At 31.1% G+C, this 25,192-nt stretch carries 24 protein-coding genes; 17 read left to right on the top strand and 7 right to left on the bottom strand.

From position 1 onward, the window contains the following. Nucleotides 1–158: 158 nt before the first annotated feature. Genes GQS57_RS16935 through GQS57_RS16960 form a run of 6 tightly spaced genes read right to left on the bottom strand, consistent with a single transcriptional unit; the run spans nt 159 to nt 5,048 of the window. On the bottom strand, nt 159–965 hold the full coding sequence (locus GQS57_RS16935) for a type 1 glutamine amidotransferase domain-containing protein (protein WP_205860292.1): 807 nt from the start codon (nt 963–965) through the stop codon (nt 159–161). A gap of 7 nt (nt 966–972) precedes the next feature. Next, nucleotides 973–2,133 (bottom strand): iron-containing alcohol dehydrogenase, encoded by a 1,161-nt coding sequence (locus GQS57_RS16940; RefSeq protein WP_165734081.1) that lies wholly within the window; start codon nt 2,131–2,133, stop codon nt 973–975. 11 nt (nt 2,134–2,144) lie between these two features. Next, nucleotides 2,145–3,140 (bottom strand): NADP-dependent oxidoreductase, encoded by a 996-nt coding sequence (locus GQS57_RS16945; RefSeq protein WP_165734083.1) that lies wholly within the window; start codon nt 3,138–3,140, stop codon nt 2,145–2,147. A 15-nt stretch (nt 3,141–3,155) separates the two neighbouring features. Further along, on the bottom strand, nt 3,156–3,785 hold the full coding sequence (locus GQS57_RS16950) for an NAD(P)H-dependent oxidoreductase (RefSeq protein ID WP_165734085.1): 630 nt from the start codon (nt 3,783–3,785) through the stop codon (nt 3,156–3,158). A gap of 14 nt (nt 3,786–3,799) precedes the next feature. Further along, on the bottom strand, nt 3,800–4,462 hold the full coding sequence (locus tag GQS57_RS16955; protein ID WP_165734087.1) for an NAD(P)H-binding protein: 663 nt from the start codon (nt 4,460–4,462) through the stop codon (nt 3,800–3,802). Between the two features lies 1 nt (nt 4,463). Then, complete coding sequence (locus GQS57_RS16960) at nt 4,464–5,048, bottom strand: TetR/AcrR family transcriptional regulator (protein ID WP_165734089.1); 585 nt, start codon at nt 5,046–5,048, stop codon at nt 4,464–4,466. Between the two features lie 157 nt (nt 5,049–5,205). Here GQS57_RS16960 and GQS57_RS16965 point away from each other — a divergent pair, with 157 nt between their 5' ends. From GQS57_RS16965 to GQS57_RS17000, 8 genes are all read left to right on the top strand, one after another. Continuing rightward, nucleotides 5,206–6,159 carry an AraC family transcriptional regulator gene (locus tag GQS57_RS16965; RefSeq protein ID WP_165734091.1) on the top strand — a complete coding sequence of 318 codons (954 nt, stop codon included), beginning with the start codon at nt 5,206–5,208 and terminating at the stop codon, nt 6,157–6,159. Between the two features lie 123 nt (nt 6,160–6,282). Next, the gene (locus GQS57_RS16970; protein ID WP_165734094.1) at nt 6,283–7,089 is read left to right on the top strand and encodes a universal stress protein; all 807 of its coding nucleotides are present in this window, start codon (nt 6,283–6,285) and stop codon (nt 7,087–7,089) included. 195 nt (nt 7,090–7,284) lie between these two features. Further along, a complete protein-coding gene (locus GQS57_RS16975) occupies nt 7,285–7,716 on the top strand; it encodes an Rrf2 family transcriptional regulator (RefSeq protein WP_165734096.1) in 432 nt (143 codons plus the stop codon). Nucleotides 7,717–7,775: 59 nt separating this feature from the next. Further along, complete coding sequence (locus GQS57_RS16980; RefSeq protein WP_165734098.1) at nt 7,776–8,111, top strand: cupin domain-containing protein; 336 nt, start codon at nt 7,776–7,778, stop codon at nt 8,109–8,111. Between the two features lie 20 nt (nt 8,112–8,131). Next, nucleotides 8,132–10,351, top strand: a complete 2,220-nt coding sequence (locus tag GQS57_RS16985; protein WP_165734100.1) for a nitric-oxide reductase large subunit — start codon at nt 8,132–8,134, stop codon at nt 10,349–10,351. Nucleotides 10,352–10,417: 66 nt separating this feature from the next. Further along, nucleotides 10,418–10,807 (top strand): group III truncated hemoglobin, encoded by a 390-nt coding sequence (locus GQS57_RS16990; RefSeq protein WP_165734101.1) that lies wholly within the window; start codon nt 10,418–10,420, stop codon nt 10,805–10,807. Between the two features lie 263 nt (nt 10,808–11,070). Then, nucleotides 11,071–12,345, top strand: a complete 1,275-nt coding sequence (locus GQS57_RS16995; RefSeq protein WP_165734103.1) for a porin — start codon at nt 11,071–11,073, stop codon at nt 12,343–12,345. A gap of 81 nt (nt 12,346–12,426) precedes the next feature. Continuing rightward, the gene (locus tag GQS57_RS17000) at nt 12,427–12,840 is read left to right on the top strand and encodes a hypothetical protein (RefSeq protein ID WP_165734105.1); all 414 of its coding nucleotides are present in this window, start codon (nt 12,427–12,429) and stop codon (nt 12,838–12,840) included. 129 nt (nt 12,841–12,969) lie between these two features. Here the strand turns inward: GQS57_RS17000 and GQS57_RS17005 are convergent, their stop codons facing one another. Further along, nucleotides 12,970–13,407, bottom strand: a complete 438-nt coding sequence (locus GQS57_RS17005; protein WP_165734107.1) for a redoxin domain-containing protein — start codon at nt 13,405–13,407, stop codon at nt 12,970–12,972. A gap of 152 nt (nt 13,408–13,559) precedes the next feature. Between GQS57_RS17005 and GQS57_RS17010 the strand changes: the two genes are divergently transcribed. The 9 genes from GQS57_RS17010 to GQS57_RS17050 all read left to right on the top strand — a co-directional run bounded on the left by GQS57_RS17010 (nt 13,560) and on the right by GQS57_RS17050 (nt 25,192). Then, entirely contained in the window at nt 13,560–14,567 is a 1,008-nt protein-coding gene (locus GQS57_RS17010; protein ID WP_165734108.1) for an LLM class flavin-dependent oxidoreductase, read from the top strand. Between the two features lie 255 nt (nt 14,568–14,822). After that, nucleotides 14,823–15,602, top strand: a complete 780-nt coding sequence (locus tag GQS57_RS17015; protein ID WP_165734110.1) for a patatin-like phospholipase family protein — start codon at nt 14,823–14,825, stop codon at nt 15,600–15,602. 401 nt (nt 15,603–16,003) lie between these two features. Further along, entirely contained in the window at nt 16,004–17,017 is a 1,014-nt protein-coding gene (locus GQS57_RS17020; RefSeq protein WP_165734111.1) for a nucleotidyltransferase, read from the top strand. Next, the gene (locus tag GQS57_RS17025; RefSeq protein WP_165734113.1) at nt 17,010–19,160 is read left to right on the top strand and encodes a ThiF family adenylyltransferase; all 2,151 of its coding nucleotides are present in this window, start codon (nt 17,010–17,012) and stop codon (nt 19,158–19,160) included. Before GQS57_RS17020 ends, GQS57_RS17025 begins: the two co-directional genes overlap by 8 nt. After that, nucleotides 19,153–19,986, top strand: coding sequence for a DUF6602 domain-containing protein (locus tag GQS57_RS17030; RefSeq protein WP_165734115.1), 834 nt, complete (start codon nt 19,153–19,155; stop codon nt 19,984–19,986). The genes GQS57_RS17025 and GQS57_RS17030 overlap by 8 nt, the downstream gene beginning before the upstream one ends. A gap of 678 nt (nt 19,987–20,664) precedes the next feature. After that, nucleotides 20,665–21,996, top strand: a complete 1,332-nt coding sequence (locus GQS57_RS17035) for a TolC family protein (RefSeq protein WP_165734117.1) — start codon at nt 20,665–20,667, stop codon at nt 21,994–21,996. 11 nt (nt 21,997–22,007) lie between these two features. Beyond that, a complete protein-coding gene (locus GQS57_RS17040) occupies nt 22,008–23,219 on the top strand; it encodes an efflux RND transporter periplasmic adaptor subunit (protein ID WP_165734119.1) in 1,212 nt (403 codons plus the stop codon). Between the two features lie 6 nt (nt 23,220–23,225). Beyond that, nucleotides 23,226–23,969, top strand: a complete 744-nt coding sequence (locus GQS57_RS17045) for an ABC transporter ATP-binding protein (protein WP_165734121.1) — start codon at nt 23,226–23,228, stop codon at nt 23,967–23,969. A 2-nt stretch (nt 23,970–23,971) separates the two neighbouring features. Beyond that, complete coding sequence (locus GQS57_RS17050) at nt 23,972–25,192, top strand: ABC transporter permease (RefSeq protein WP_165734123.1); 1,221 nt, start codon at nt 23,972–23,974, stop codon at nt 25,190–25,192.

The following is a 25,192-nucleotide window of genomic DNA, read 5'->3' on the forward strand; positions in this document are numbered from 1 at the left end:
ACCAAATTATTAATTTTTACTATTAAATGCACGTAAATTTAAATTTCTATGAAAAGGAGAAGTTCTATTTGGTTTCTATAAATTTAAAAGGCTCGCATTGTGCGAGCCTTTTCTTTACTAATAACTTTTTACTGTTTACTAGATTTTAAAAATACTAATTACTTTAAACTAGCTAATAATTTATCTGCAACTAATTCTGATGATGCAGGGTTTTGACCTGTAATTAAGTTCCCATCTTGTACAGCGTAAGGAGCCCAGTTTTCTCCATTAGAATAAAATGCGCCATTTTCAATTAACATATCTTCTAATAATAATGGTACTACTTCTGTTAAACCAACAGCAGCCTCTTCTTTGTTTGTAAAACCTGTTACTTTTTTACCTTTAACTAAAGGAGTTCCGTCTGCATTTTTAACATCCTTTAAAACTGCGGGTGCGTGACAAACAAATGCAATTGGTTTTTCTTGACGATCAAACTTTTCTATTAAAGCAACAGATACTTTATCATTTGTTAAATCCCATAAAGGACCATGACCACCTGGATAGAAAACAGCATCATAATCATCTGGATTCATGTCTGCCAATACTTTTGTATTTGCTATTTTAGATTTAGCATCTGCATCTTTATTATAACGATCTGTAGCCGCAGTAGCTGCGTCTGGAGAATCACTACTTGGGTCTATTGGAGCTGCACCACCTTTTGGAGTTGCAATAGTAATCGTTGCTCCTTTATCTAATAGTGTATAATATGGGTTTGCAAATTCTTCTACCCAAAATCCTGTTTTTTTGCCGGTATCACCTAATTTATCGTGTGATGTTAATACAAATAATATATTCATTTTATTATTTTTTTTTATTTCTTTTTTGTCTTCTGAAACTTTTTCAGAAGTTGTTTCTTTTTTACCATTATTACAGCTAGCTGCCGTAATTATGGTAAATGTTAGGGCTAAAACCTTTGTGATTTTCATATTTTAATTAATACGCCATTTTTACAATTTTCTCTACCTTATCTGGAGATAAATTTTGGTGTTCACCTAATCCTAACCAACCACGATCTGTAAAACGTTGTGCTATTTTTTCTGCTGTTCCTTCATATTCTTTTGTATAATCAGACAACTTTGTATCAATGCCTAACTCATGGAAAAAAGCAACTGTTCTCTCAATAGCAGCATATGCTTTATCATCAATGCTTCCTTCAGTAATATTCCAAACACGTTCACCGTATTGTGCTAATTTTTCTTTTTTAGCTTCAAAGTTATATTTATAATGACTAGGAGCAATTACAGCTAAAGTACGTGCGTGATCTATACCAAATAAAGCTGTTAATTCGTGGCCCATTGCATGTATTGCCCAATCGCTAGGAACCCCTTTTTGTATTAATCCATTTAAAGCCATCGTACAACTCCACATAAAGTTGGCTGCTGCATCATAATCTGTAGGATCTTTTAAGACTTTAGGAGCTACTTCTATAATAGTTTGTAAAATACTTTCCGCAAAACGGTCTTGCAACAATCCTTCAACAGGATATGTCATATATTGTTCTAAAACATGAGAGAAAGAATCCATTAATCCGTTTGCCAATTGACGTTGCGGAATAGAACTGATTACCTGTGGATCTAAAATAGAAAATACAGGAAATAAACCAGGACCTCCCATCGCTAGCTTTTCTTTTGTTTCTGATCTGGTAATTACAGCACCAGAATTCATTTCAGATCCTGTTGCAGGTAGCGTTAAAACAGTAGCAAAAGGCATTCCTACTTCTGTTCTTATGTTTTTTGTTAAAATATCCCAAGGAGTTTCTCCTTCAAACACTGCAGCTGCAGATAAAAATTTAGTTCCGTCTATTACAGAACCACCACCAACAGCTAATAAGTAGGTAATATTTTCTTCTTTAATAACTTGTAAAGCTTCTATTAAAGTTGCATACTCTGGGTTTGCAGGGATTCCTCCGAACTCTACCACTTCGACTTTTGTCAATGCTTTTTTTACTTGTTCGTAAATTCCGTTTTTCTTTATACTTCCTCCACCATACAATAGTAATACTTTTGCATCTGCAGGAATTTCACTTTCTAATTGTTTAATTGTATCCTTTCCAAAAATAATTTTAGTAGGATTTTTTAATTCAAAATTATTCATCTTGTGTTTTTTTAAATTTTAACAATCATTTTTCCTTTGTTTTTACCGTCAAATAAATCGATAAAAGCACTAGGAATGTTATCGAAACCATCTACAATAGTTTCTATATAAGTTAATTTACCTTCGCCCAACCATGTAGCTAGTTGTTGCATTGCTCCAGGAAATTTATCAGCATAATTAGAAACAATAAAACCTTGCATTAATGCACTATTTTTAACTAAAAATGGTTGTACACTTACACTTTTAGGAGTTTCAGTCTCATTATAAACAGAGATTGCTCCACAAATAATAATTCTTGCAAAACGGTTTATATTGAATAATACAGCATCCGAAATTGGTCCACCAACATTATCAAAATAAATATCGACACCATTTGGTGCTAATTTTTTAATTTCAGCATTTATATCTTTATTGGTGTTGTAGTTGATACCTGCATCAAAACCAAATTTAGATTTTAGCATATCAATTTTTTCATCTGTACCAGCAATCCCGATTACATTTAATCCAAGAATTTTAGCAATTTGTCCAACTACAGAACCAACTGCACCTGCAGCACCAGAAACTACAATCGTTTCTCCTGCTTTCGGTTTTCCAATTTCGTTTAATCCTAAATAAGCAGTTAAACCAGTCATCCCTAAAATACCTAAAAAGGCACTTAATGGCGCTTTGGTTCCGTCTACTTTATTTAAACCTTCTCCATTAGAAACTTGTTGTGTTTGCCAGTTTAATAAACCAGAAACATAATCTCCTTCTTTAAAATTGTCATTTTTAGTAGCAGTTACTTTTGCAATAACTCCAGATTGTACTGGTTCATTTAATTGAAAAGGAGGAACATATGATTTTGCATCGCTCATTCTTCCTCTTAAATAAGGATCTACAGAAACATAAGCAGCTTCTAGAAGAATTTCTCCATCTTTTATTGCTAGCTCAGTGTCTTCTGTAACAAATTCAAAATTAGAAGTTGTTGGTTTTCCTTGTGGTCTATTGTTTAATAAAATCGTTTTCATTTTTCTTTTTTTTAATTATATTACAGTTACTAAATCTTTCATCGGTTTTCTAACTTTTACTAAGTTTACCAACCAATCTTCATCTTCTTTTCTATAACCTAATGGCAATAAAACAGCACTACGTAAACCTTTTTCTCTTAAGCCTAAAATTTCATCAACCGCTACAGGGTCAAAACCTTCTACTGGCGTTGCGTCTACACCTTCGTAAGCTGCAGCAATAATTGCGTGTCCGAATGCGATGTACGCTTGTTTGGCAGCATGATTAAAGTTTTCTTCTGAATCTCTTTGCGGATAAGAGCTTAAAAGCATCTGACGGTAGTTTTCCCAACCTTCGTTTTCAAAACCACGGATTTCGTTTGTTAAATCGAACATATAATTGATGCGTTCTGGGGTATACGTATCCCAAGCTGCAAATACCAATAAGTGAGAACAGTCTGTAATTACAGATTGATTCCAAGCGATTGGTCTAATTTTTTCTTTTACTTCTTGACTTTTAACTACATATATTTCAAAAGGTTGTAATCCACTAGAAGTTGCTGCTAAACGAGCTGCTTCTAAAATGCGTTCTACTTTATCTTCTGCTACAACTTCACCATTCATTGCTTTTGCTGCGTATCTCCAATTTAATTTATCTAATAATTCCATATTTTGTTTTTTATTTATTTTTTTGAAAGTTTTTTTATATCGTTTGAAGTAATTATGACTCCGGCATTATTTTTAGTATTTGCTAAGTTTATCATTGCTTGCGCAATATTTTCAGCATCTATTATTTTATATTCTTTGAGTTTTCCTATAAATAAAGGTTGAATTATTTTAATAACAACCAAACCTATTTTTTCTAAGATTCTGCTTTCTTTTCTTTCTCCTCCAATTAAGGAAGGTCTTAAGATAAAAGTATTTTTAATGTTTTGTTTTAAAACATCACGTTCCATTTCGCCTTTTGTTTTATTATAAAAGACAGTACTTTTTGCATTTGCTCCCATTGCAGAAACCACTAAAAAAGTAGCGATGTTATTTTCTTTTGATAGTTTTGCTGCAGTAACCGGTATGCCGTAATCTATCTTTTTATACAATGTTTTATCTGGCGTTTTTTTAGCAGTTGTACCAATGCAACAATACACCTCGTCTGCTGTAAAATCTGTTTTAAATTGTGCTAGATCTAAAATGTCACCTATAAATTGTGTTACCTTTTTTGGCAAACCATCAATTTTAGAACGAGAAAATAATTTTATAGTCTCGTAGTTTTTGTCTTCAATTAATTTATGAAGAATATTACTGCCAGTTAAACCAGTTGCGCCTAATATAATTGCCGTTTTCTTCATCTTATTTACAAAGTTTTATACTGCTCCAAGCAGATTGAAACGCTTCTTCTAAATGAGTTTCATTTAATTTAAAAGAACCTCTTTTTTCAGACATCATTAAAAATGATAACGGATTTATAGCATATGCATACAAGATATAATCGGACATTGGTTTTATAATTCCTTCTTTTTTTCCACGCGTCCACAAGTCGAGTAGGGGCTGTAAATGTTTAATTCCCTCTTGTCTACTTGGTTCATCAATCATTGGTGTATTATCACACTGTGCTAAAAACATCGCATTTTCACATTCCTTTAATTTAAAGTTAGCAATGCGATTCCAAATTAATTTAAAACCATCTTCAACAGACATATTAATGTCATACGTTTCAAAAGCATGGTTTGTATATTTCGCTTTTACTTCTATGTATGTTTTGTTCACCAAATCTTGCTTGTTTTCAAAATACAAGTAAATGGTAGCTGGTGATACATTCGCCATTTTTGCAATTTTACTCATAGGTGTCGCATGGAAACCGTTGTTATTAACGAGCTCTATTGTTGCCTTTATTAGTGCATTACGTTTGTCTATACTTTTTTGAAGCTTTGCCATATTGTTTTATTCTGATGCAAATGTACATAAAAATGAACGTTCATTCTTTTTTTTAACAAAGATTTATATTTATACACTTATAGATATAATTGATACCGTAGATAACTAAAAGTAGATGTAGAATAGGTAAGACAATACAAAAGAGATATAGTACAAGTTGATTATAGAAATTGGTATCTTTGATGAACCAATAACTAGAAGAAACCAATTGCAAGAACCTTTTATTAAAAATTATACTATTAACGACGTTGTCAAAATTATTGGAGACAAACCACAACTGTACACAGATTTACATGTGCATATGTCTAAAAATAATTTTGATGAAACTCCTTTTTTAGCACCTTTTAGATCTGGGAATTATACTTTTTTGTTGATACTTAAAGGATCCATTACGTTACAGTTAAACTTAATTACACACACTTTAGAAAGTAGTGAGATGATTGTTGTAAAACCCCAAACGGTTTCTCAAATTACAGAAATTAGTAAAGATTTAGAGATTATTAGCGTTAGTTTTACAGTCGATTTTATTTTTAAGATACTTTTAAAAAAAGCAGAATTTGATGCCATAGACTTTTTAACGGCAAACAGTTATCCGAAGTTAAAATTATTAAAAGAAGAAAAAGAAACTTCTATAGTGCTGTCCAAATTATTAGCAAAAAACAACAATGCAGATGCACTTCTTTTACCTTTTAGAAATGAAATTATAATGCACTCTTTTGGTTTATTATTATATCATTACGGGGCCATTTTTAAAAGAGAATATCCTAATTTAGAAGCACATTTAAATAGGAAACAGCAATTAACACTTCAGTTTTTAACCATTTTAAATGATCATTTTAAAAATGAACGTTCTGTTAAATTCTATGCTGATTGCATGCATTTAACACCTGCTCATTTATCAAAGGTTTTAAAAGAGGTTTCAGATAAAACCGCCAGTCAATTAATTGATGACGCTGTAATTATGGAAGCTAAATTATTACTGAGCAATCCTTTAATAAGTATTTCTGAAGTTGCAAATGAATTGAAATTTAGTAATCTTTCTTTTTTCGGTAAATATTTTAAGAAAAATACAGGTGTATCACCTTCTTACTTTAGAAAAAATACAAATTAATTACAGTACAATTTTTTGTTAAACTTCTCTAAAAACGCGTTTTTGACCAATACATCCCATTTTTCGACTACCTTATAATGCTGATAATTTTTTATCTTTGAGTATAATCAAATCATCTACCTTATGAGTATTATAGTAGCTACCAATTTTTCTAAACTATCTGATAACGCTGTATTATACGCCGCTGCATTAACAAAACAATTTCAGACAGAACTTGTACTTTTTCATGCATTTAGATTGCCTGTACATGCTGCAAATAGTAGATTGTCTGCCATGTCTTTAGATATTTTATTTCAAAAAAATAAAGAAAAATTAAAAAAATTAGCAGCTAACTTAAGTGAAGAGTTTCAAATTAAAGTTTCTTACATGAGTAGTTATAGTGATTTAGGAGAAGAAGTAGATCATTTAATGAAAGAGTATAAAGCACGTTTTTTAGTGATCGGAATGTCTCCAAAATCTATGGAGCAAAATTTATTAGGGAATCCTACAACGAGTGTCATCAGTATGAAAGAATTTCCGGTACTAGCTATACCTTTAGAAGCAAAATATAAGGAAATAAAACAAATACTTTTTGCGTGTGATATTCTGCAAGATATCCCATTAAAAACATTGGCTAAGTTGCGTCAGGTTGCCTTAAAATTAAAGGCTGCTGTTACTGTTTTTTATGTGGATCAAAAAGTGGAAGAATTAAAGATAGAAACACCTAGTATCTTAACCAAAGAATTGGAAGATGTTACTCATTTTTATAAAAATGTAAAATCGAATTCTGTAATTGAATCAATTGAAAGTGAAATTAAAAAATCAAATTCAGATCTTTTGGTTATGATGCCAAAAAAATATGGTTTCTGGGAATCTATTGTACATAAAAGTAAAACAAGAGTCATGGCTTCTGGGCAAAATATTCCATTATTATCAATCCCTATAGAATAACAATCCCTTATTTATTATTTCCCTAGTTAAAATCTTGTATTGTTCCAAAAGGAACAGTACAAGATTTTTTATTAACTACAAACTGTTTTTTTTAAGAGAAAAGGAGGGAAGCATAATTAACTATTTATTTTATAAGGGATATATTTGTCCTTTATAAAATATACCATATATTTGCGGCATTAAAACTAAGATATTATGTTTTCAAAAACTTGTGAATACGGATTAAGAGCAGTGCTATTTATAGCGCAAGAAAGCGCTCATGGTCATAAGGTAAGTATGAGTAAAGTTTCTGAAGAAATAAACTCACCACAAGCTTTTACGGCTAAAATCTTACAACAATTAAAAAGAAATAATATTGTAACCTCTGTAAAAGGTCCGTATGGCGGGTTTACCATAACAGAAGAAAAAATGGAAACCAAACTAAGTGAAATTGTAAGTGTTTTAGATGGAGATACCATTTACAAAGGCTGCGGTTTAGGCTTAAAACAATGTGATGCAGAATCACCTTGTCCGTTACATTATAAATTTGTGGATATCCGTGAAAACCTAAAAAATATGTTAGAAAGTACATCCATTACATCACTTTTAAATGATATGAATTTAGAAGGTTTCATCTTAAAACGCTAAAAATTTAACCAAACAAAAGATATAAAAATCTTTTAATACTTTAATTAAACTTAAACATTATGAAAGCAGCATCAATAACAGAAAATTTAATCTACGGAGAAGACAAACCTGCAATAACCGTATTAATTAAAACAGCGACTACAAAAGAGATAAGAATCCTTATGAAAAAAGGACAACAAATGAAAGAGCACAAAGCACCGTTTCCTATTGTGATAGAATTATTTGAAGGAGCGATAGATTTTGGAGTAGAAGGAGAAAAACAAGCATTAAAAAAAGGAGATTTAATTGCGTTAGACGCAAATGTTCCACACGATTTATACTGTACAGAAAATTGTATCATAAGACTTACGGTTTCTGTGGCAGACAGTGTACAAAGAGTAAAAGACGTAGTATAATTTATTAAAAGAACAACAACATGAAAAAAGTTTGGATTGCATTTACTAGTGTGGTAACACTATCCTTTTTAGTACTTATTTGGGTGGGAACAGAAGTTTATCAAACACAACCACCTATACCAGAAACTGTTATAATACAAGAAACAGGAGAAGTCTATTTAACCAAGGCAGACATACAAATAGGTCAGAATGTTTGGGAGTCTATTGGAGGAATGGAAGTAGGTTCTATTTGGGGGCATGGTAGTTATGTAGCACCAGATTGGTCTGCAGACTGGATACATAAAGAAGCTGTTTTTATGCTTAATGCCTGGGCTAAAAAAGATTTTAATTCAACCTATGAAAACTTAGATGTAGAAAATAAAGCAGCCTTAAAAGCACGATTAATTCAGCATATTAAAACAAATACGTATAATGCAGAAACCGGTAGTATTACTATTTCTAAAGATAGATATACCGCTATTCTAGAAAATCAAAAGCATTACACAGATATTTTTTCTAATGGGTATGAAAAATATGCTATTCCTGAAGGTGCATTGGTAGATACCGAAAAACTAGCACAGTTAAATGCTTTTTTATTCTGGACTTCTTGGGCAGCAAGTACTAACAGACCAGAAAAGGATTATACATATACTTCTAACTGGCCACATGAGCCATTAATAGACAATACGATTACTCCAGATTCTCAAATTTGGTCAGGGTTTTCAATTGTACTTCTATTATTATTTATTGGTGGATTAGGGTATTATTATATCCGTAATCACGAAAAAGGTGAAGCAGTCATTCATCCAGATAAAGATCCTTTAGATACTTTAATTCTTACAAAATCTCAAAAAGCTGTATTAAAATACTTTATTGTTATTTCTTTATTAATAGCATTACAGGTCGTTTTAGGTGCGTTAACAGTGCATTATACCGTAGAAGGACAAGATTTTTTTGGTATCAATTTATCTAGTATTCTTCCATATTCTATTACGAGAACATGGCACACACAATTGGCTGTATTTTGGATTGCTGCTACTTGGTTGGCAACAGGATTATTCTTAGCACCAATGATTAGCGGCAAAGAAATGAAATATCAAATATTTGGTACCAACTTTTTATTTGTAGCACTAATAGTAATTGTATTGGGTTCTATGATGGGAGAATGGTTAGGTGTACACCAGTTTTTAGATTTAACAACTAATTTCTTCTTTGGACATCAAGGATATGAATACATGGATTTAGGTAGATTCTGGCAAATTTTCTTAGGAATCGGATTGGTGTTATGGGTGTTTATGGTTGGTAGACACATCATCTATGCGATTAGAAAAAATGATGACTCTAAACATTTATTAATTATATTATTGATTTCTGTTATTGCGATTGGAATGTTTTTCTTCTCAGGATTAATGTATGGAGAAAACAGTAGTTTACCAGTAATTAACTATTGGAGATGGTGGCTTGTACACCTTTGGGTAGAAGGTTTCTTTGAGGTTTTTGCAACCGTAGTTATTGCTTTTATCTTTTTAAGAATGAAAATTTTATCAGCAAAAACAGCAGGAAAAGCGTCTATTGCTTCTGCAACCATATTTTTAGCAGGAGGAATTATTGGAACTTTACACCACTTATACTATTCAGGAACCCCCGTACAAGCGATTGCTTTAGGTGCAACCTTTAGTGCTTTAGAAGTAGTGCCGTTAACCTTAATGGGATTTGAAATTCGTGAAAATTGGAATCTTTTAAAATCGAACGAATGGATTCAGAAATACAAATGGCCTATATTTTTCTTTATTGCCGTGGCATTTTGGAACATGGTAGGAGCAGGTGTATTCGGTTTCTTAATTAACCCACCAATTGCGTTGTATTATATTCAAGGTTTAAATACTACGGCAGTGCATGCACATACTGCGTTGTTTGGTGTGTATGGTTTATTAGGTATGGGATTCATTATTATCTGTTTGCGTTTTTATTCAGACAGAGAATGGAGTTCTGTAAAATTAAAAAGAGCTTTTTGGTTTTTAAACATTGGTTTAGTAGCTATGGTCTTTTTAAGCATGTTGCCAGTAGGAATTATACAAGCCTACACGTCAATTACAAAAGGATACTCTTTTGCAAGAGATGCAGAATTACTATATTCTCCTACAGTACAAACCTTAAAATGGATGCGTATGATTGGTGACGTTATTTTCTCTGTAGGTATATTCTATTTTTGTTGGTTTACCATACAAGAAACCATTTATTGTATCAAAAAGAAAAATTAATTTTTAAATTTATATACAATCAGCACAGACCTTTCATAGGTTTGTGCTGATTTAATTTTTTATAAAATGAAAGAAATAGAAAACAGAGCAGATATAAATCTATTGGTCATTACTTTTTATAATGAAGTTAGAAAAGATGCTTTATTAGGTCCTATATTTAATCATCATTTAAAAGCAGAACAATGGCCTCCACATTTAGAGAAACTAACCGATTTCTGGGTAACAGCTTTATTGGGTGATGTTTGTTTTAAAGGCAATCCTACAAAAGCACATTTAAAAGTTGATAAACATTTAAAGCACACCATGAGTCAGGAACATTTTGGACAATGGTTACAGATTTGGTTTCAAACAATTGATTCTTTATATGTTGGTGAATTAGCACAAAGAGCCAAAGATGCGTCTAGAAGAATGGCAACAGGTCAGTATTTGAATGTTTGGAAAAGTAGAGAAGTGTAATATCTTGTGCAGTTAGAAGCTTTTAAACACTAATACTTCTGTTTTATATTGATATAATTATGATGTAAGTTCAAAAACTGAAATTCATGATTATTTTTATCTTTGATAATATTTAATTATGATGGCCTTTAAATTCTAAAAAAGTAATTAAGTGACAAATGTCAGTAAGTCTATTTTAGAATTTATATAGTTTTGTTGCTTGTAAAGTGTTTGAACATTAATTGCATCAAACGAATTATTAAAACGAATTATGAAAACGAATTATGAAAGTAATAAGACTTCTTTTTATTTTAACATTATTATCCAATTTTAGCTACGGACAAAGCAACAAACTAAAATTAAATCTCGATGAAGCTGGAAAAACATACATAAAAGCATCTCTTAGAATGCAATTATGGGCAAGGTATTTTGACACGAATCCAGGTACTACTATTAATAATGAAATTGCAAATAATGTGTTTGACATTTCTATGAGAAGATTAAGAATGGATATTTCGGCACAGTTATCACCTAAATTATATGTTTACGCTGCATTGGGGGGCAATAATTTGAATACTAAAACAGAAAAGGATTTTCAGTTTGGAGTTTTAGATTTATATGCTGAATATGAGTTTGCAAAAGAATTTGAATTAGGTATAGGAAAATCTGGTTGGGAAGGTTTAAATAGATGGAATGTAAGAAGTAGCAAATCTTTAATGGCCTTAGATGCGCCTTTATTTTCGTTGCTAACAGTTAATAAAAATGATGATATTGCTCGTAGTTTAGGTATTTGGGCAAAAGGACAAATACATAAGTTCGATTATATTTTATCTTTAAAAGATCCTATTCAATTTGGAGTTGACGCAACCGAAGGGAAAGTGGATTATGCTTTAAACAAACCGAGAAAAAGAATTTCTGGTTATGTAAAATATGAGTTTCTAGATAATGAAAGCAATAAATCTGCCTACAGCGGAGGAACAGGAACCTATATAGGAACAAAAAATATTTTAAACTTAGGAGCCGGTTTTATGAACCAACCTAAAATGACTTCACAGCTTGTAAATGGTGAAGAAAAATATTACGATTTTAAAAATTGGGCAGTAGATGTTTTTTATGATGCTCCGCTTGATAAAGAAAAAGGAACGGCTATTACAACCTATTTAGGGTATAATCATAATGATTTTGGTCCAAATTACATTCGAAATGTGGGTGCTAATGATATTACTTCTGGCGGGACTTCTTTTAATGGAAGTGGTAATGATTTCCCGATGATGGGAACTGGAAATACCACCTTTTTCCAATTAGGATACGCACTTGCTAAAGGGAAAAAAAGTTATCAATTACAACCAAATATTGCTGTTCAATATTCAGATTTTGATGCTTTACATGATGCAATGATTGTGTATGACTTAGGTATTAACTGTTTCTTTAGAGGCCACGATAACAAACTAACTTTAAGTTACCAAAATAGACCTGTTTATCAAAATATAAATAATCAATTAAAGGTTGATGAACGCAAAGGAATGGCTGTGTTACAATACCAAATTATAATCAACTAAACGTAATTGAATATTTAGATATTAATAGTTGGCTTTCATCAAAAAAACGATATAATTACAATGGAAAATAAAATTTTTAATTTGAAACAATTTGTTATTATCACTTTAATAACAAGTATTTGGATAAATATTGCGGAAGTAGCAAGAGCCATGTTTGTTGCATTTCCATTGATGGAAGAATTCTTTGCAGGCAGAATACCAATTGGTGCCATGGAAATAAGTAATGCCTTAATTTGGGGAATATGGGACACCTTGTTGTCTGCAACTTTAGTATTTATATTTTGGCTTTGTTCAGTTGCATTTGGAAATAACTTAAAATCAATTATTATTTCAGGTACTACCACTGCTTTAGCGACGATTGGTGTTTTCTGGATTGCCAGTGTAAATACAGGTTTGGGAGAGTGGAGTACGGCTGGTATTTTATTCCCTATCGCTTGGGTTGAAATGATTATTGGAGCTTGGATAGCGTCAAAACTTTATTCAAAAAACAAATAAAGAATATCTATTTGCTTTATAGAAAGAGAAAAACGAAAAGCTAACACCATGTAAAAATAATTACTTAATTAATGCTTAATCAAAAGTAGCTGTGTTTCATCATAAACGTAGATTTTCTTGAAATAGGTTTTAAGTTTCAACTAAACTCTCTAAAGCATAAAACAATCTATTAGCTGCATTCTCTTGCGATCCAAAAATAGAACGGAATAACTCTCCTTTTTCTGAAATAAGTAACCATTGTGGTGTTCCTTCTGCATTAAATTGATCATAAACTTTATGGTTTTTATCAATATAAATAGGAAACGGATTCTCGCCACTTGTAAAAACACTTTTAATATTGGCTTTGGTTCCTTCTCTGTTTAAAAAATCTGCATGAATGCCTGCAACCTGGATGGTTGGGTATTTCTGTTGAAACTCATATGCCAAAGGAATCGCACGACCTGTACAGCCTAAACAATCGTTGTTATAAATGATCAGTAGTAAAACCTTGTTTTTATACTTGGACATTAAATCAACAGGATTTCCTTCTAAATCTAAAACGGGTATGGATTGTATGGTGGTATTCATTTTAAAATGCTTGTTTTTATTCAGTTTACAAATTTAGTAATTGGTCGTTTATATTAACAAAACATTACCTAAAAAAACAGACTGATTTCCGTAATTTTGTACCCCTCAAAACGACTTTATATTTCAAATATAATTATTGATTTTAAATACTTATGAAAACTCAAAATACCGCATATTCCATTTTAGATCTTGCTTTAGTTTCTAAAGGAAATACTTTAAAAGACACCTTTAACAATGTACGAGAATTGGCACAAAACGCCGAAACATTTGGATACACGCGTTATTGGTTGGCAGAACATCATAATTCTACAAATATCGGTAGTATTGCTACAAGTATTTTAATTGGTTATGCCGCAGAAGGTACAAAAACCATTCGTGTTGGTTCTGGCGGTGTTATGTTGCCTAATCATTCGCCTTTAATTGTAGCCGAACAATTTGGAACGTTAGGTTCTTTGTATCCGAATAGAATAGATTTAGGTTTGGGAAGAGCTCCAGGAACCGATAGGGAAACAGCACAAGCCATTCGATCGGATTTTATGGAAGCAGCGCAACATTTTCCGAGAGAAATAGAAAAAATTCAGACTTATTTTTCTAAAGAAAACGAACATGCAAAAGTAAGAGCAACCGTTGCAGAAGGAGTAGAAGTACCTCTTTATATTTTAGGATCTAGCACAGACAGTGCACATTTGGCTGCAAAAAAAGGATTGCCATATGCATTTGCAAGTCATTTTGCTACGACGCATTTATGGAATGCTTTGGCTGTTTATAGAGAAGAATTTCAACCTTCGGATGTTTTAGAAAAACCATATATCATTGCGGGTGTAAACATTATTATTGCAGAAACAGATGAAGAAGCAGCTAATTTATCTACTTCTTTAATTAGAATGATACTTGGTTTATTTACCGGAAAAAGAGATTTTGTACAACCACCAACGCCAATGACGGATTATTACAAAGAGATTCTAGAAAATCCGCAAGTACATCAAATGCTGAAATATTCTTTTATAGGAAGTAAAGCTACTGTAAAAGCACAAGTAAAGGAGTTTTTAGCACAAACGCAAGCGGATGAATTGATTGCCGTAACCAATATTTATGGTATTGAAGATAGAATACGATCTTACGAGTTGTTTGCAGAAATTATGAAAGAATTGAATTCATAATTGAGCAGTAATTAATTAAAATAATGATAAAACTCTAAGTTTCCGTTCGAGCGCAGTCGAGAACTATTGAATTGCTAACATAGGTTTTGACTCCGCTCAACCAGACATTTTGATTAAAGTCTATAGAATCGTTATTTGAATTTTATGACATTTTATAGTTGATTATATCTAACAACGATTGCCTTCGTAATAAATAGCTTATAAGCCATTTAAAAAGTATATTTACGTGTCTTTTAGATTTAAAAAAATATTTCAATGCTTATAAATTACAGTGAACAACTTTCTAAACTAAATGTAAACATTCCTATAAATTTAGTATTATCTGGAGGAGGCATTAAATGCGCTGCACATTTGGCTTTGATAGAGAAAATAGAAGAGTTAGGCTTGCAAATAAATGCAATTTCCGGGAGTAGTGGAGGCGCTTTGGTAGCTTCTTTATATGCTTCTGGTATTTCTACTCAAGAAATTTTAGAAATCTTTAAAAGAACGAGTCTTTTTAAATTCTCCTTCTTTAGCATGACAAAAGCAGGGATTTTTGATACTTTTTTATTCAAATCGATTATTGAAAATAAAATAAAAGATAAATTCAGAGATTTAGAAATTCCAATTTATATTACTGCCTCTAACATGCAAAGTGGCAAACCTCGTTATTTTAGTAAAGGGAAATTATTAAAACCCGTACTCGCATCTTGTGCGATTCCTGGTATTTTTACACCTATTATCATCAATAAAACCCTGTATTCCGATGGCGGAATTTTAGATAACTTCCCGATTAAACCTTTTTTAAAATCAGGTTTACCAATTGTAGGAAGTTATGTGGCAGAACCTGCTCCAAAAACTCCTTTGCAATTAAATTCTACCTTTAAAGTAATTACACATGCTACGTACTTGAAATCGCATGCTGCAGAAAATTTTAAGTTTGACTACACAAAAATGACTGTTAGTTTTCCGTTGTCTGAGTATTCTGGACTAGATAATAAAGATTCTGAAAAGATTTATAATATTGGGAAAACGTATTTGGATGGGGTTGTTTAATACTCTTTAATTTTTCTAAAAAGAATCCTTTTCTTTAAAGGGACGTTATTTTTCCAACATATACCTACAAGGTTTTTGAAACCTTGCAGGAACATTTTATTTACCACTCTTTTATCAAATATTTTTTTTATTTACGGTTTCCCGTAATAAAATAATTTGTTTTTATTTTAAATTGCATTAAACATTTGTTAATAACAAGTTGAAAACTATTTGATTACAAAAAATCATTAAGCTGTATATTTGAGAATGTTTTGAAAGAAAGAATCAGAAACGCTTATTAGGAGTTTTCTTTTAGATCAATGTTATTTTAAAACTAAAATCAAATAACAAAAGATATCACTCCTTAATGCTTTTGAATAATTTCAGAGTTAAAATTGTTAAAGAAAATTTAATTAAAGAATATGTCTACAAATAAAAACGAACACCTTAAAAAAGTACTTGATACACACGATATAAATAACGTTGAGCATCTAAGCAAATTTATTAAAAAGAAAAATAAAGTTAAAGATGCTTTAAACAAAAAGTTTTCAGAACAAAAAGCTTCTAATTCTATTGATTCAGGTTCTTACGCAAAGAACACAGCTATTAATACAAAATTTGATATCGATTGCTGTATTCCTTTTAAAAAGAAAACACCTGGAAATAACTATGAAAAAGGTTTTGAAAGTTTGAGTGAAATGTTTGATGAAGTATACAAATACTTGAAAAATGAGTATACTAAAGAAGATGATGATATTACTAAAGACAATATTAGGAAGCAAAAGGTCTCAATAGGGATGAAATTTGATATTGATGGAGAAGAGTTTGATATGGATGTTGTTCCAGGAAGAGAAAGACCAAACAATAATAACTACAATGATAGTAATACTGATTTAAGCTTGCATATAAATACTTCTAATAGGTCAAAAAAAGAGGAAGATGAAGGGAAAACTAGAATAAAAACAAATATTAAAACTCATGTAGGACTATTAAATGGAGCTGCCAGAACTCACGAAAGAAAAGTAACGAAACTTCTAAAAGTTTGGAAGACTGAACGAAAGAACAAAAATGGAGGCAAACTTATAAAATCATTTATGATGGAACTCTATACAAAAGAAGCTTTTGATAATACAGATGAGATTCCAAACGGACTTTGGGAAAAAACTAAGTTAGTTATGAATCATATCATTGATAATATTGAAACTACTAATTTAGTTGACCCTGCAAATTCAAGTAATATTGTTTCAGACTCAATGAGTGATACGGCTAAAACTCAAACGAAGCGCGATATGAAAAATACCATTAAGGATGTAGAAGCAGATTCTGATCAAATAAAAGAATATTTTCCTATTAATGATGAATTCGATGATGATGATGACTCAAACTCTAATAGTTCTTCTACAGCTTCAGTATTAAGTACAAGTAAATTTGGATAATTTGAAAGAAGAGGATAAAACAATAAACAAAATAAACAGTCTATTAAAAAAAGATAAAGATTTAGTAGTTGTTGAAAACATAAAAAAAGCAGATAACTATTACAGAGGTAAAATTGAGGTAAATTATTTATATGAAAAATTAAGTTTTGATATAGCTATACCACATAACTATCCTTTAACACATCCTAATTCAGATAATATTTCTATTATTTTTAAAAACAAGAATTATATAGGTATTAACCATATAAATCTTGATGGATCTGTATGTTTTCATCCTGATAAAGATGACGATTTTGATCGGAAACTACTGTATGAAATTCAATGTCTGAAACAATGGATTAAAGATTATTATATTTTAAAAAAGGAAGATGATAATTATGCGTATTTAATTCATACAACTGAAAGTGGTTGTATCAACAAATTATACTTTACAAATACAAAAAACAGTTTTAGTAAAAACTCTTACGGAACGTTCAGATTTTCTATTTTCTCTGATGAAAAATTAGGAGAGAAAAAGTTTCCTGTGAAGAAACTATTTAGATTAGGTTTTGATAAAGGGAAAAATGATACTTGGTCAGATACTTTTATTAATGAACTAAAGAATAAAACTTCTAAAAAAGGATTGTATTATTTCATTGAAGAAGAACCTTTGATGAAAAAAAATACTGGAAGAAAAGGTATTGAAAATTGGGATGAATTAAAAGATTATTTATCAGATGACTTTATTGAAAAGCTATACTTAGGATTAAAACGAGATTTCAATAATAATTATTATTACGAAAATAGCTTATACTTAATAATTGGATATATAATTCCTAATAATGTAAATTATGAAGAGCATTGGGATTTAATAAGAATACCCAAAAAAAATATTCCAATTGATTCTATTAAAATACCAAAAGATATACAAACGAACTCAAAAATAAGATTTGAGCACATTTTAAAGAAAAATAAAATCAATTGGGGAACAACTGAAAATATTGATTATAGTCGATTTTTTGGAAGAGGAAAATTAGATAACAAAATTACTAATTCAAATATCTTAATTATTGGTTGTGGTGCAATTGGTAGTTCTTTATCTGAAAATTTGGTTAGAGGTGGGGCTAAAAATATAATTCTTATGGATTTTGATTCTACAAAAGGAGGAAATCTTTGTAGAGCTAATTATGAATTAAAAGATATGATATTCCCTAAAACTAATGGTTTAATTGATCGATTAAAATCAATCTCACCTTTTGTTGATTTAGCTGTAGAATATGATAAATTGAACAAGTTTGATTTAAAGATTCTTGGAGACGTTTTTAATAAAAAAATTGATATCATTTTTGATTGTTCTACAGATACTGAAGTTACATACATAATTGATAAACTCAATTTTACTGGAAAAACATTTAGTCTTGCTATAACTAATAATGCGAAGTCATTTGTTTCAATAACAGGTAGAAATCTAACAAAACAAGCTAAAACTATTTTTGATTTTGTCGAGAATGAATCACCTTCTTATTTTGAAGGAACAGGATGTGGATATCCAACTTTTGAAGCTAATTATAATGACATAAACGCCTTGTTAAATGTTGGGTTAAAAGTCATAAATAATAATTATTCAAAAAATAAAACCCATGAATCCTTTATTATTCAACCAGATTTTGGAGATGAACTAATAATAGATATTGAAGAGTATGAATATTATAATTTTAATGATATTAATAGTGCAATACACATATCTAAAAGTGTTTTAAAGAGAATAGAAGAAGAAACCAAGTTTCACTATCCAAAAGAATTTGGAGGTGTTTTTGTAGGCTATAAGTCAGATGTAGATTTTATTATAACTGATATATTAATACCTGATGAATATAAAAATGGAACAACTGTTTTTATTAGAGAACCAGGAACTTTAAACGAAAGGTTGCGTGAAATTCATAAAATGACTAATGGTAAAATTGAATATTTAGGAGAATGGCATTCGCACCCTAATGGACCAACAACTCCTAGTAGTACAGATATTAATGCAATGAAGATAATTTCAAAAGATAAAAACATAAATATTGATAAACCTTTATTAATGATTGCAGAAGTGGATAAAGTTTATTTTGGTAAAAATTTTTACATATATAATAATAAAGAATTAAAAAAATATGAGTAATAAAATAGATCTAAGGCAAATGTTCAATGGTTTGCAAACTCAAATGGTTGCTCAACTAAACACTAATAGATCATTTATTAAACATCCCGGATCAAAAGGAGACTCTCTTGAAAACACTTGGATTGATTGGTTAAGAAACTATTTACCTAATAGATATTGTGTTGATAAGGCTATTGTTATAGATTGTAAAGGACAGTTAAGCGATCAAATAGATTTAGTTATTTATGATCAGACATTTACTCCATTTGTATTCAAACAAAACGGTATTTTTTATATTCCTGCAGAGGGAGTATATGCTGTTTTTGAAGTTAAACCAGATTTAAATAAGGGGAATATCGTTTACGCAGGAGATAAGATTGAGAGTGTTCGAAAATTATTTAGAACTTCTACCAATATTGTTGATAGGGGAAGGCTTTTTAAACCAAGAGCCCTAACTAAAATTTTAGGAGGCATTCTTACAATAGAAACCAAAATAACTGACACGACAATAGAGGGCCATTTAAAAAAGCTAAAAAATTTAAAGTCAATTGATATTGGTTGTGCAGTAAATCATAAAAGTTTTTACGTTGACTATAATAAGGATGATAGTATATTCAACATACCAAAAGACAATGACTTAACTCATGAAGAACATAATGAGTTAATTAATACGTTTTATAATAGTAGAACTGTAAAAGATATTGAATTCAGTAAAAAAAACAATTCTTTAGTTACTTTTTTCCTTCAATTAACACGATATCTTCAACAAAGTATTGGTACAGTCGCTGCTATTGATTTATCTGAATATGCAAAAGCTATAAATTTTGAAATTGATGAAGAAATTTAAAGATAATGAATAAGAAGCTTATTAAATATAGCAAGAATGGAGTAGTTGTTTTTGGATTGACTAATTCATAAAAGGACTTATTAGAAATTCCAATTAAAAAGTGTAAATGTTTCTAAAATATAAAATACGATTTAGTTTAAAAAATCACAATCTAATCCCAACATATTATAATTTTAGTAGCAATTCAAAAGATATGGAGCGGCAAGTGTCCAAAGAGCTTTTGCGGTCTGGACACGATAGTGTAATATCTTGTAGAATTCAATAAAATTGTCAGAAGTCTAGATTTTTGGTTCTTTTCATCAATGGAAAAGAACAATGAAAATAAATTTTAAAGAAGTATCTTTTTTAGGTTGTTACGAGGAAATCGGAGTACTCTGTAATATTAGTTATAGATCGCTTCGTGCTTCGGAAGGACGCGTAAAATGTTATTCACAATCAATTTCATTGCGGCTTAAAAAGACCCTTCAGGTTTTAAAAACCTGAAGGGTCTCTAGTACCTCATAGGAAGAGAGCTATTCTCATTATTGTAAATAGGTGCTCTTTAATCAACAAACCACCAAAACTCCCATCCATAAAAAAACCGTTTTCGTATAGTCAAAACCAGCAAACGTCTATTACGTTCTTATAAGGTACCATAAAGTTTCACCTTTGAAGTGTTGAATTAAAACACTCAAAAAAATGAAATTATATATCATCATTCTTGGTTTACTATTTACGCAGCTTTCTTTTGCACAAGATATAACTACAAGTTCCGCATCTAAAGTTTGGTCTTTGCAAGACTGTATCGATTATGCTTTAGAAAATAACATTACGGTTAAAAATGCGGTACTGACTAAAAACATTGCCGAAGTAGATTATAACAAAGCAAAATCATCTCGATTACCAAATTTATTTGGAAGTGCATCTCAAAGTTTTTCTAGCGGAAATACGATAGATCCTATTACAAGTGATTTTGTAACAGACCAAATACACAGTACAAACGTAGGGATTAATAGTTCTGTGACTTTGTTTCAAGGAAATCAAATAACCAATCAAATAGCACAAAGTAAAATTTTATTCAACCAAAGTGTATTTGAAGAAGAAGTAATACAAAACAACATCGTTTTAAATATTTTAGAAACGTATTTGCAAACATTGTATAGCAAAGAAAGCATTGTTATTGCAGAAAACAACTTGGCAGCTTCAGAAACAGAAGTACTAAGAGCAAAGTCTCGTTTAGATGCAGGAAACATTGCATTAAGCGATTATACGGAAGCTCAAAGTCAGGCGGCAACCAACAAATACAATGTTATTTCTGCTAAAAACAATTATCAACAATACATTATTGCTTTAAAACAATTATTAGAGTTATCTCCAATCGAAGATATAGAAATTGAAACCATCGATGAAAATATGGATTTAGTAAATCTAGAATTGAACAAGGCTGATGTGTATGAAAAAGCATTGGGAATTTTACCAGAAATACAATCGAGCAACTTAAATATAGAAGCAAATAAAAAACAATTAGACATTGCAAAAGGAGGTTTTTTACCAACATTGGCTTTGTCAGGTAGTTTAGGTTCTGGATATACAAGTATTAATGATAATACGTTTTCAGATCAGGTAGATTTGAATTTCAATCAGAAATTAGGGTTGTCTTTAACCATTCCAATTTTTAATAGAAATCAAACAAAATCGGCGGTACAAACGGCAACCATCAACATAGAAAAAGCAGAAATACAAAAGTTATCTACAGAAAAAGAAGTATATAAAAAAGTAGAAACTGCGTATCAAAATGCATTGTCTGCACAAGAGCAAGTAATTGCAGCCGAAGCCTCTAAAGTAGCGTCGGAACAATCTTATAAATTGGCACAAAAAAAATACGAATTAGGTGCTTTAAGTACTACGGATTTAGTAATCAGTCAAAATAGGTACACCAACGCACAGCAAAACTATTTACAATCTAAATACTTAAATATTTTATACCACCAATTATTACAATTCTATCAAGGAAACGATATCAAACTTTAATATAAATCATTATGAAAAAAAATAAAAACATCATCATTATAAGCATTGTAGTCGTTGTACTTGCAATTGTAGGATACTCTTTTATGAAAGGCGGCGATGCCCTTATTATAGAAGCAAAAACGGTAGTTGCTAAAAAAGCAGATGTTACCACAATGGTAACGGCAACCGGAACGATTGAACCAATTACAAAAGTAGAAGTAGGTACACAGGTTTCTGGAGTTGTAGAAAAAATCTATGTAGATTATAACAGTGTAGTTACAGAAGGACAGCTAATTGCTGAATTAGATAAAACAAATTTAAATGCTTCTAAAACTCAAGCGCAAGCAAGTTATGACAATGCGGTAAGTCAGAGAAATTACATGAAAACGATTTACGACAGACAAAAATCGTTGTACGACAATCAAGTGATTAGTAGAGCTGATTTTGATGAAGCAACTTTTAATTACGAAACAGCAAAGGGGACAGTAACACAGCGTTATTCTGATTTACAATCTGCAAAAACCAATTTAGGATACGCCAATATTTATTCGCCAATAAATGGAGTTGTTTTATCTAGAGCTATTGATGAAGGACAAACAGTTGCTGCTAGTTTAAGTACACCAACATTGTTTACAATTGCACAAGATTTAAAAGAAATGCAAGTAGAAGCAGATGTTGATGAAGCAGATATAGGACAAGTAATAGAAGGGCAAAGAGTAGAATTTACAGTAGATGCGTATATCGGTGAAACTTTTGAGGGAGAAGTAACTCAAGTTCGTTTAGACCCTACAGTAACCTCGAATGTAGTTACATATACCGTGGTTATTAAAGCACATAATCCAGATTTAAAATTAAAACCAGGTTTAACAGCAACCATTTCTATTTTTACTTTAGAATTACAAGATGTGTTAACAGCAGAAGCTAAAGCAATTAATTTTAAGCCAGAAAGAGGAACCCTTGCAACTTATAATCTTCAACATCAAATAGAAGAAACAAACAATGGCCAAAGATCTAGAGAAGAAACGGCTCTTTGGGTGTTAGAAGCAAACGGAACTATTACACCAAAAACAGTAACTCTTGGTGCTAGTGATGGAGTAAATGTGCAAATTTTAAGTGGGATAAATAAAGGAGATAAATTGGTGTACAGTTTACAAGGTGTTTCTAAAACAGAAGCAGGAGGTACAGCAGAGAAAAGCGAAAGTCCTTTTATGCCACAACGTCCAGGAGGAAACAGAAAAAAATAAGAAACCATGAGTAAAGAAATCATTAAAATACAAGATTTAAAACGTGAGTTTACCATGGGAACCGAAACGGTTCATGCATTAAGAGGTATTTCTTTCGATATTAAAGAAGGCGAATTTGTTACCATTATGGGGGCTAGTGGATCTGGTAAAAGTACCATGCTAAATATCTTAGGATGTTTAGATCAGCCAACATCTGGTGTGTATGAAATTGATGGCGTATCTGTAAAAGATTTAAGCAGAAATGAACTGGCAACCATCAGAAATGAAAAAATAGGATTCATTTTTCAATCATATAATTTATTAGCAAGAACCTCTGCTATAGAAAACGTAGAATTACCTTTATTATACAACAGCAAGGTATCTACGGAAGAAAGAAGAGAACGTGCTATAAAAGCGTTAGAAATGGTTGGTTTGGGTGAGCGATTGCATCACACGCCATCGCAACTTTCAGGAGGACAACAACAGCGTGTTGCTATTGCCAGATCTTTGGTAAACAATCCTGTAATGATATTGGCAGATGAGGCTACCGGAAATTTAGACACAAGAACTTCTTACGAAATTATGTCTTTATTTCAAGAGTTGAATAAAAAGGGAATCACCATTACGTTTGTAACGCACGAACCAGATATTGCTACTTTTAGTAGTAGAACAGTTGTTTTAAAAGACGGGCATGTTATTAAAGATTATAAAAATGATAACATACAATCTGCAGCAAATGAATTAGCAAAATTACCTAAACAAGACGATTAATTATGAGACTATTAAATTTATTTAAAATTGCTACAAAAGCTATCATTCTTAATAAAACGAGAACTTTATTAACCATGTTAGGTATTATTATTGGAGTAGCTTCGGTAATTGCAATGCTAGCCATTGGTGAAGGATCTAAAGAAAGTATTCGTACTACTATTTCTGCAATGGGTTCTAATATGATTACCATTCAGCCTGGTGCAGACAGTAGAGGTCCGGCAAGAGGTAGTGGAGGAGATGTACAAACGTTAACACTTGCAAATTATGAAACTATTAAAGCACAGTCGGACTTAATTAGCTACATCACACCTGTAGTTAATGGTAACGGACAAATTATTAATGGCTCTAACAACTGGCCTTCTTCAATTTATGGTGTAAATCCAGAATATTTAGACATTAAAGTGGTTGGTTTACAAAGTGGAAGTATGTTTACAGATGCTGAGGTTAAATCGGCTTCTAAAGTGGCAGTAATTGGACAAACGGTGGTTGATAATGTGTTTCCTGATGGACAAGAACCGGTAGGGCAAATGATTCGTTTTAATAATATTCCGTTTAAAGTAATTGGTGTATTAGAAGAAAAAGGAGAAAATACTTTTGGTCAAGATCAAGATGATGTTGTAATAGCTCCTTATACGACAGTACAAAAACGTATTCTAGCAATAGATCACTTAAACCAGATTATAGCATCGGCAATTAGTGAAGATGATGCACCAGATGCCGTAGAACAGATAAGTAATATATTACGTACCGAACATAAATTGTTAGATGATGAGGAAGATGATTTTAGCGTACGTTCTATGGAAGAATTGATTTCTACCTTCAGTTCTACAACAGAAATGTTAACCATTCTGTTAGTTGCAGTTGCTAGTATTTCTTTATTAATTGGGGGTATTGGTATTATGAACATCATGTATGTTTCTGTAAAAGAAAGAACTAAAGAAATTGGTTTGCGTATGGCAGTAGGCGCAAAAGGAGCAGATATTTTAATGCAATTTTTAATTGAAGCTATTTTAATTAGTATTACCGGTGGGGTACTCGGTGTATTACTAGGATTAGGAGCCTCCGTATTTATAGAGCAATTTCTAGGCTGGCCAACAAGTGTTGCGTTATATTCTATCATTATTTCTTTTGCAGTGTGTGCTGTAACGGGTATTTTCTTCGGATGGTATCCTGCGAGAAAAGCATCGGCATTAGACCCAATTACCGCGTTACGTTACGAGTAA

Source organism: Polaribacter sp. 20A6 (assembly GCF_011378915.1).
GTDB classification, from domain to species: Bacteria; Bacteroidota; Bacteroidia; order Flavobacteriales; family Flavobacteriaceae; genus Polaribacter; species Polaribacter sejongensis.

Excerpts from the sequence above, each read along its gene's own strand:
- GQS57_RS16935 (WP_205860292.1), bottom strand. The coding sequence starts at position 965 with ATGAAAATCACAAAGGTTTTAGCCCTAACATTTACCATAATTACGGCA.
- GQS57_RS16940 (WP_165734081.1), bottom strand. The coding sequence starts at position 2,133 with ATGAATAATTTTGAATTAAAAAATCCTACTAAAATTATTTTTGGAAAG.
- GQS57_RS16945 (WP_165734083.1), bottom strand. The coding sequence starts at position 3,140 with ATGAAAACGATTTTATTAAACAATAGACCACAAGGAAAACCAACAACT.
- GQS57_RS16950 (WP_165734085.1), bottom strand. The coding sequence starts at position 3,785 with ATGGAATTATTAGATAAATTAAATTGGAGATACGCAGCAAAAGCAATG.
- GQS57_RS16955 (WP_165734087.1), bottom strand. The coding sequence starts at position 4,462 with ATGAAGAAAACGGCAATTATATTAGGCGCAACTGGTTTAACTGGCAGT.
- GQS57_RS16960 (WP_165734089.1), bottom strand. The coding sequence starts at position 5,048 with ATGGCAAAGCTTCAAAAAAGTATAGACAAACGTAATGCACTAATAAAG.
- GQS57_RS16970 (WP_165734094.1), top strand. The coding sequence starts at position 6,283 with ATGAGTATTATAGTAGCTACCAATTTTTCTAAACTATCTGATAACGCT.
- GQS57_RS16975 (WP_165734096.1), top strand. The coding sequence starts at position 7,285 with ATGTTTTCAAAAACTTGTGAATACGGATTAAGAGCAGTGCTATTTATA.
- GQS57_RS16980 (WP_165734098.1), top strand. The coding sequence starts at position 7,776 with ATGAAAGCAGCATCAATAACAGAAAATTTAATCTACGGAGAAGACAAA.
- GQS57_RS16985 (WP_165734100.1), top strand. The coding sequence starts at position 8,132 with ATGAAAAAAGTTTGGATTGCATTTACTAGTGTGGTAACACTATCCTTT.
- GQS57_RS16990 (WP_165734101.1), top strand. The coding sequence starts at position 10,418 with ATGAAAGAAATAGAAAACAGAGCAGATATAAATCTATTGGTCATTACT.
- GQS57_RS16995 (WP_165734103.1), top strand. The coding sequence starts at position 11,071 with ATGAAAGTAATAAGACTTCTTTTTATTTTAACATTATTATCCAATTTT.
- GQS57_RS17005 (WP_165734107.1), bottom strand. The coding sequence starts at position 13,407 with ATGAATACCACCATACAATCCATACCCGTTTTAGATTTAGAAGGAAAT.
- GQS57_RS17010 (WP_165734108.1), top strand. The coding sequence starts at position 13,560 with ATGAAAACTCAAAATACCGCATATTCCATTTTAGATCTTGCTTTAGTT.
- GQS57_RS17015 (WP_165734110.1), top strand. The coding sequence starts at position 14,823 with ATGCTTATAAATTACAGTGAACAACTTTCTAAACTAAATGTAAACATT.
- GQS57_RS17020 (WP_165734111.1), top strand. The coding sequence starts at position 16,004 with ATGTCTACAAATAAAAACGAACACCTTAAAAAAGTACTTGATACACAC.
- GQS57_RS17030 (WP_165734115.1), top strand. The coding sequence starts at position 19,153 with ATGAGTAATAAAATAGATCTAAGGCAAATGTTCAATGGTTTGCAAACT.
- GQS57_RS17035 (WP_165734117.1), top strand. The coding sequence starts at position 20,665 with ATGAAATTATATATCATCATTCTTGGTTTACTATTTACGCAGCTTTCT.
- GQS57_RS17040 (WP_165734119.1), top strand. The coding sequence starts at position 22,008 with ATGAAAAAAAATAAAAACATCATCATTATAAGCATTGTAGTCGTTGTA.
- GQS57_RS17045 (WP_165734121.1), top strand. The coding sequence starts at position 23,226 with ATGAGTAAAGAAATCATTAAAATACAAGATTTAAAACGTGAGTTTACC.
- GQS57_RS17050 (WP_165734123.1), top strand. The coding sequence starts at position 23,972 with ATGAGACTATTAAATTTATTTAAAATTGCTACAAAAGCTATCATTCTT.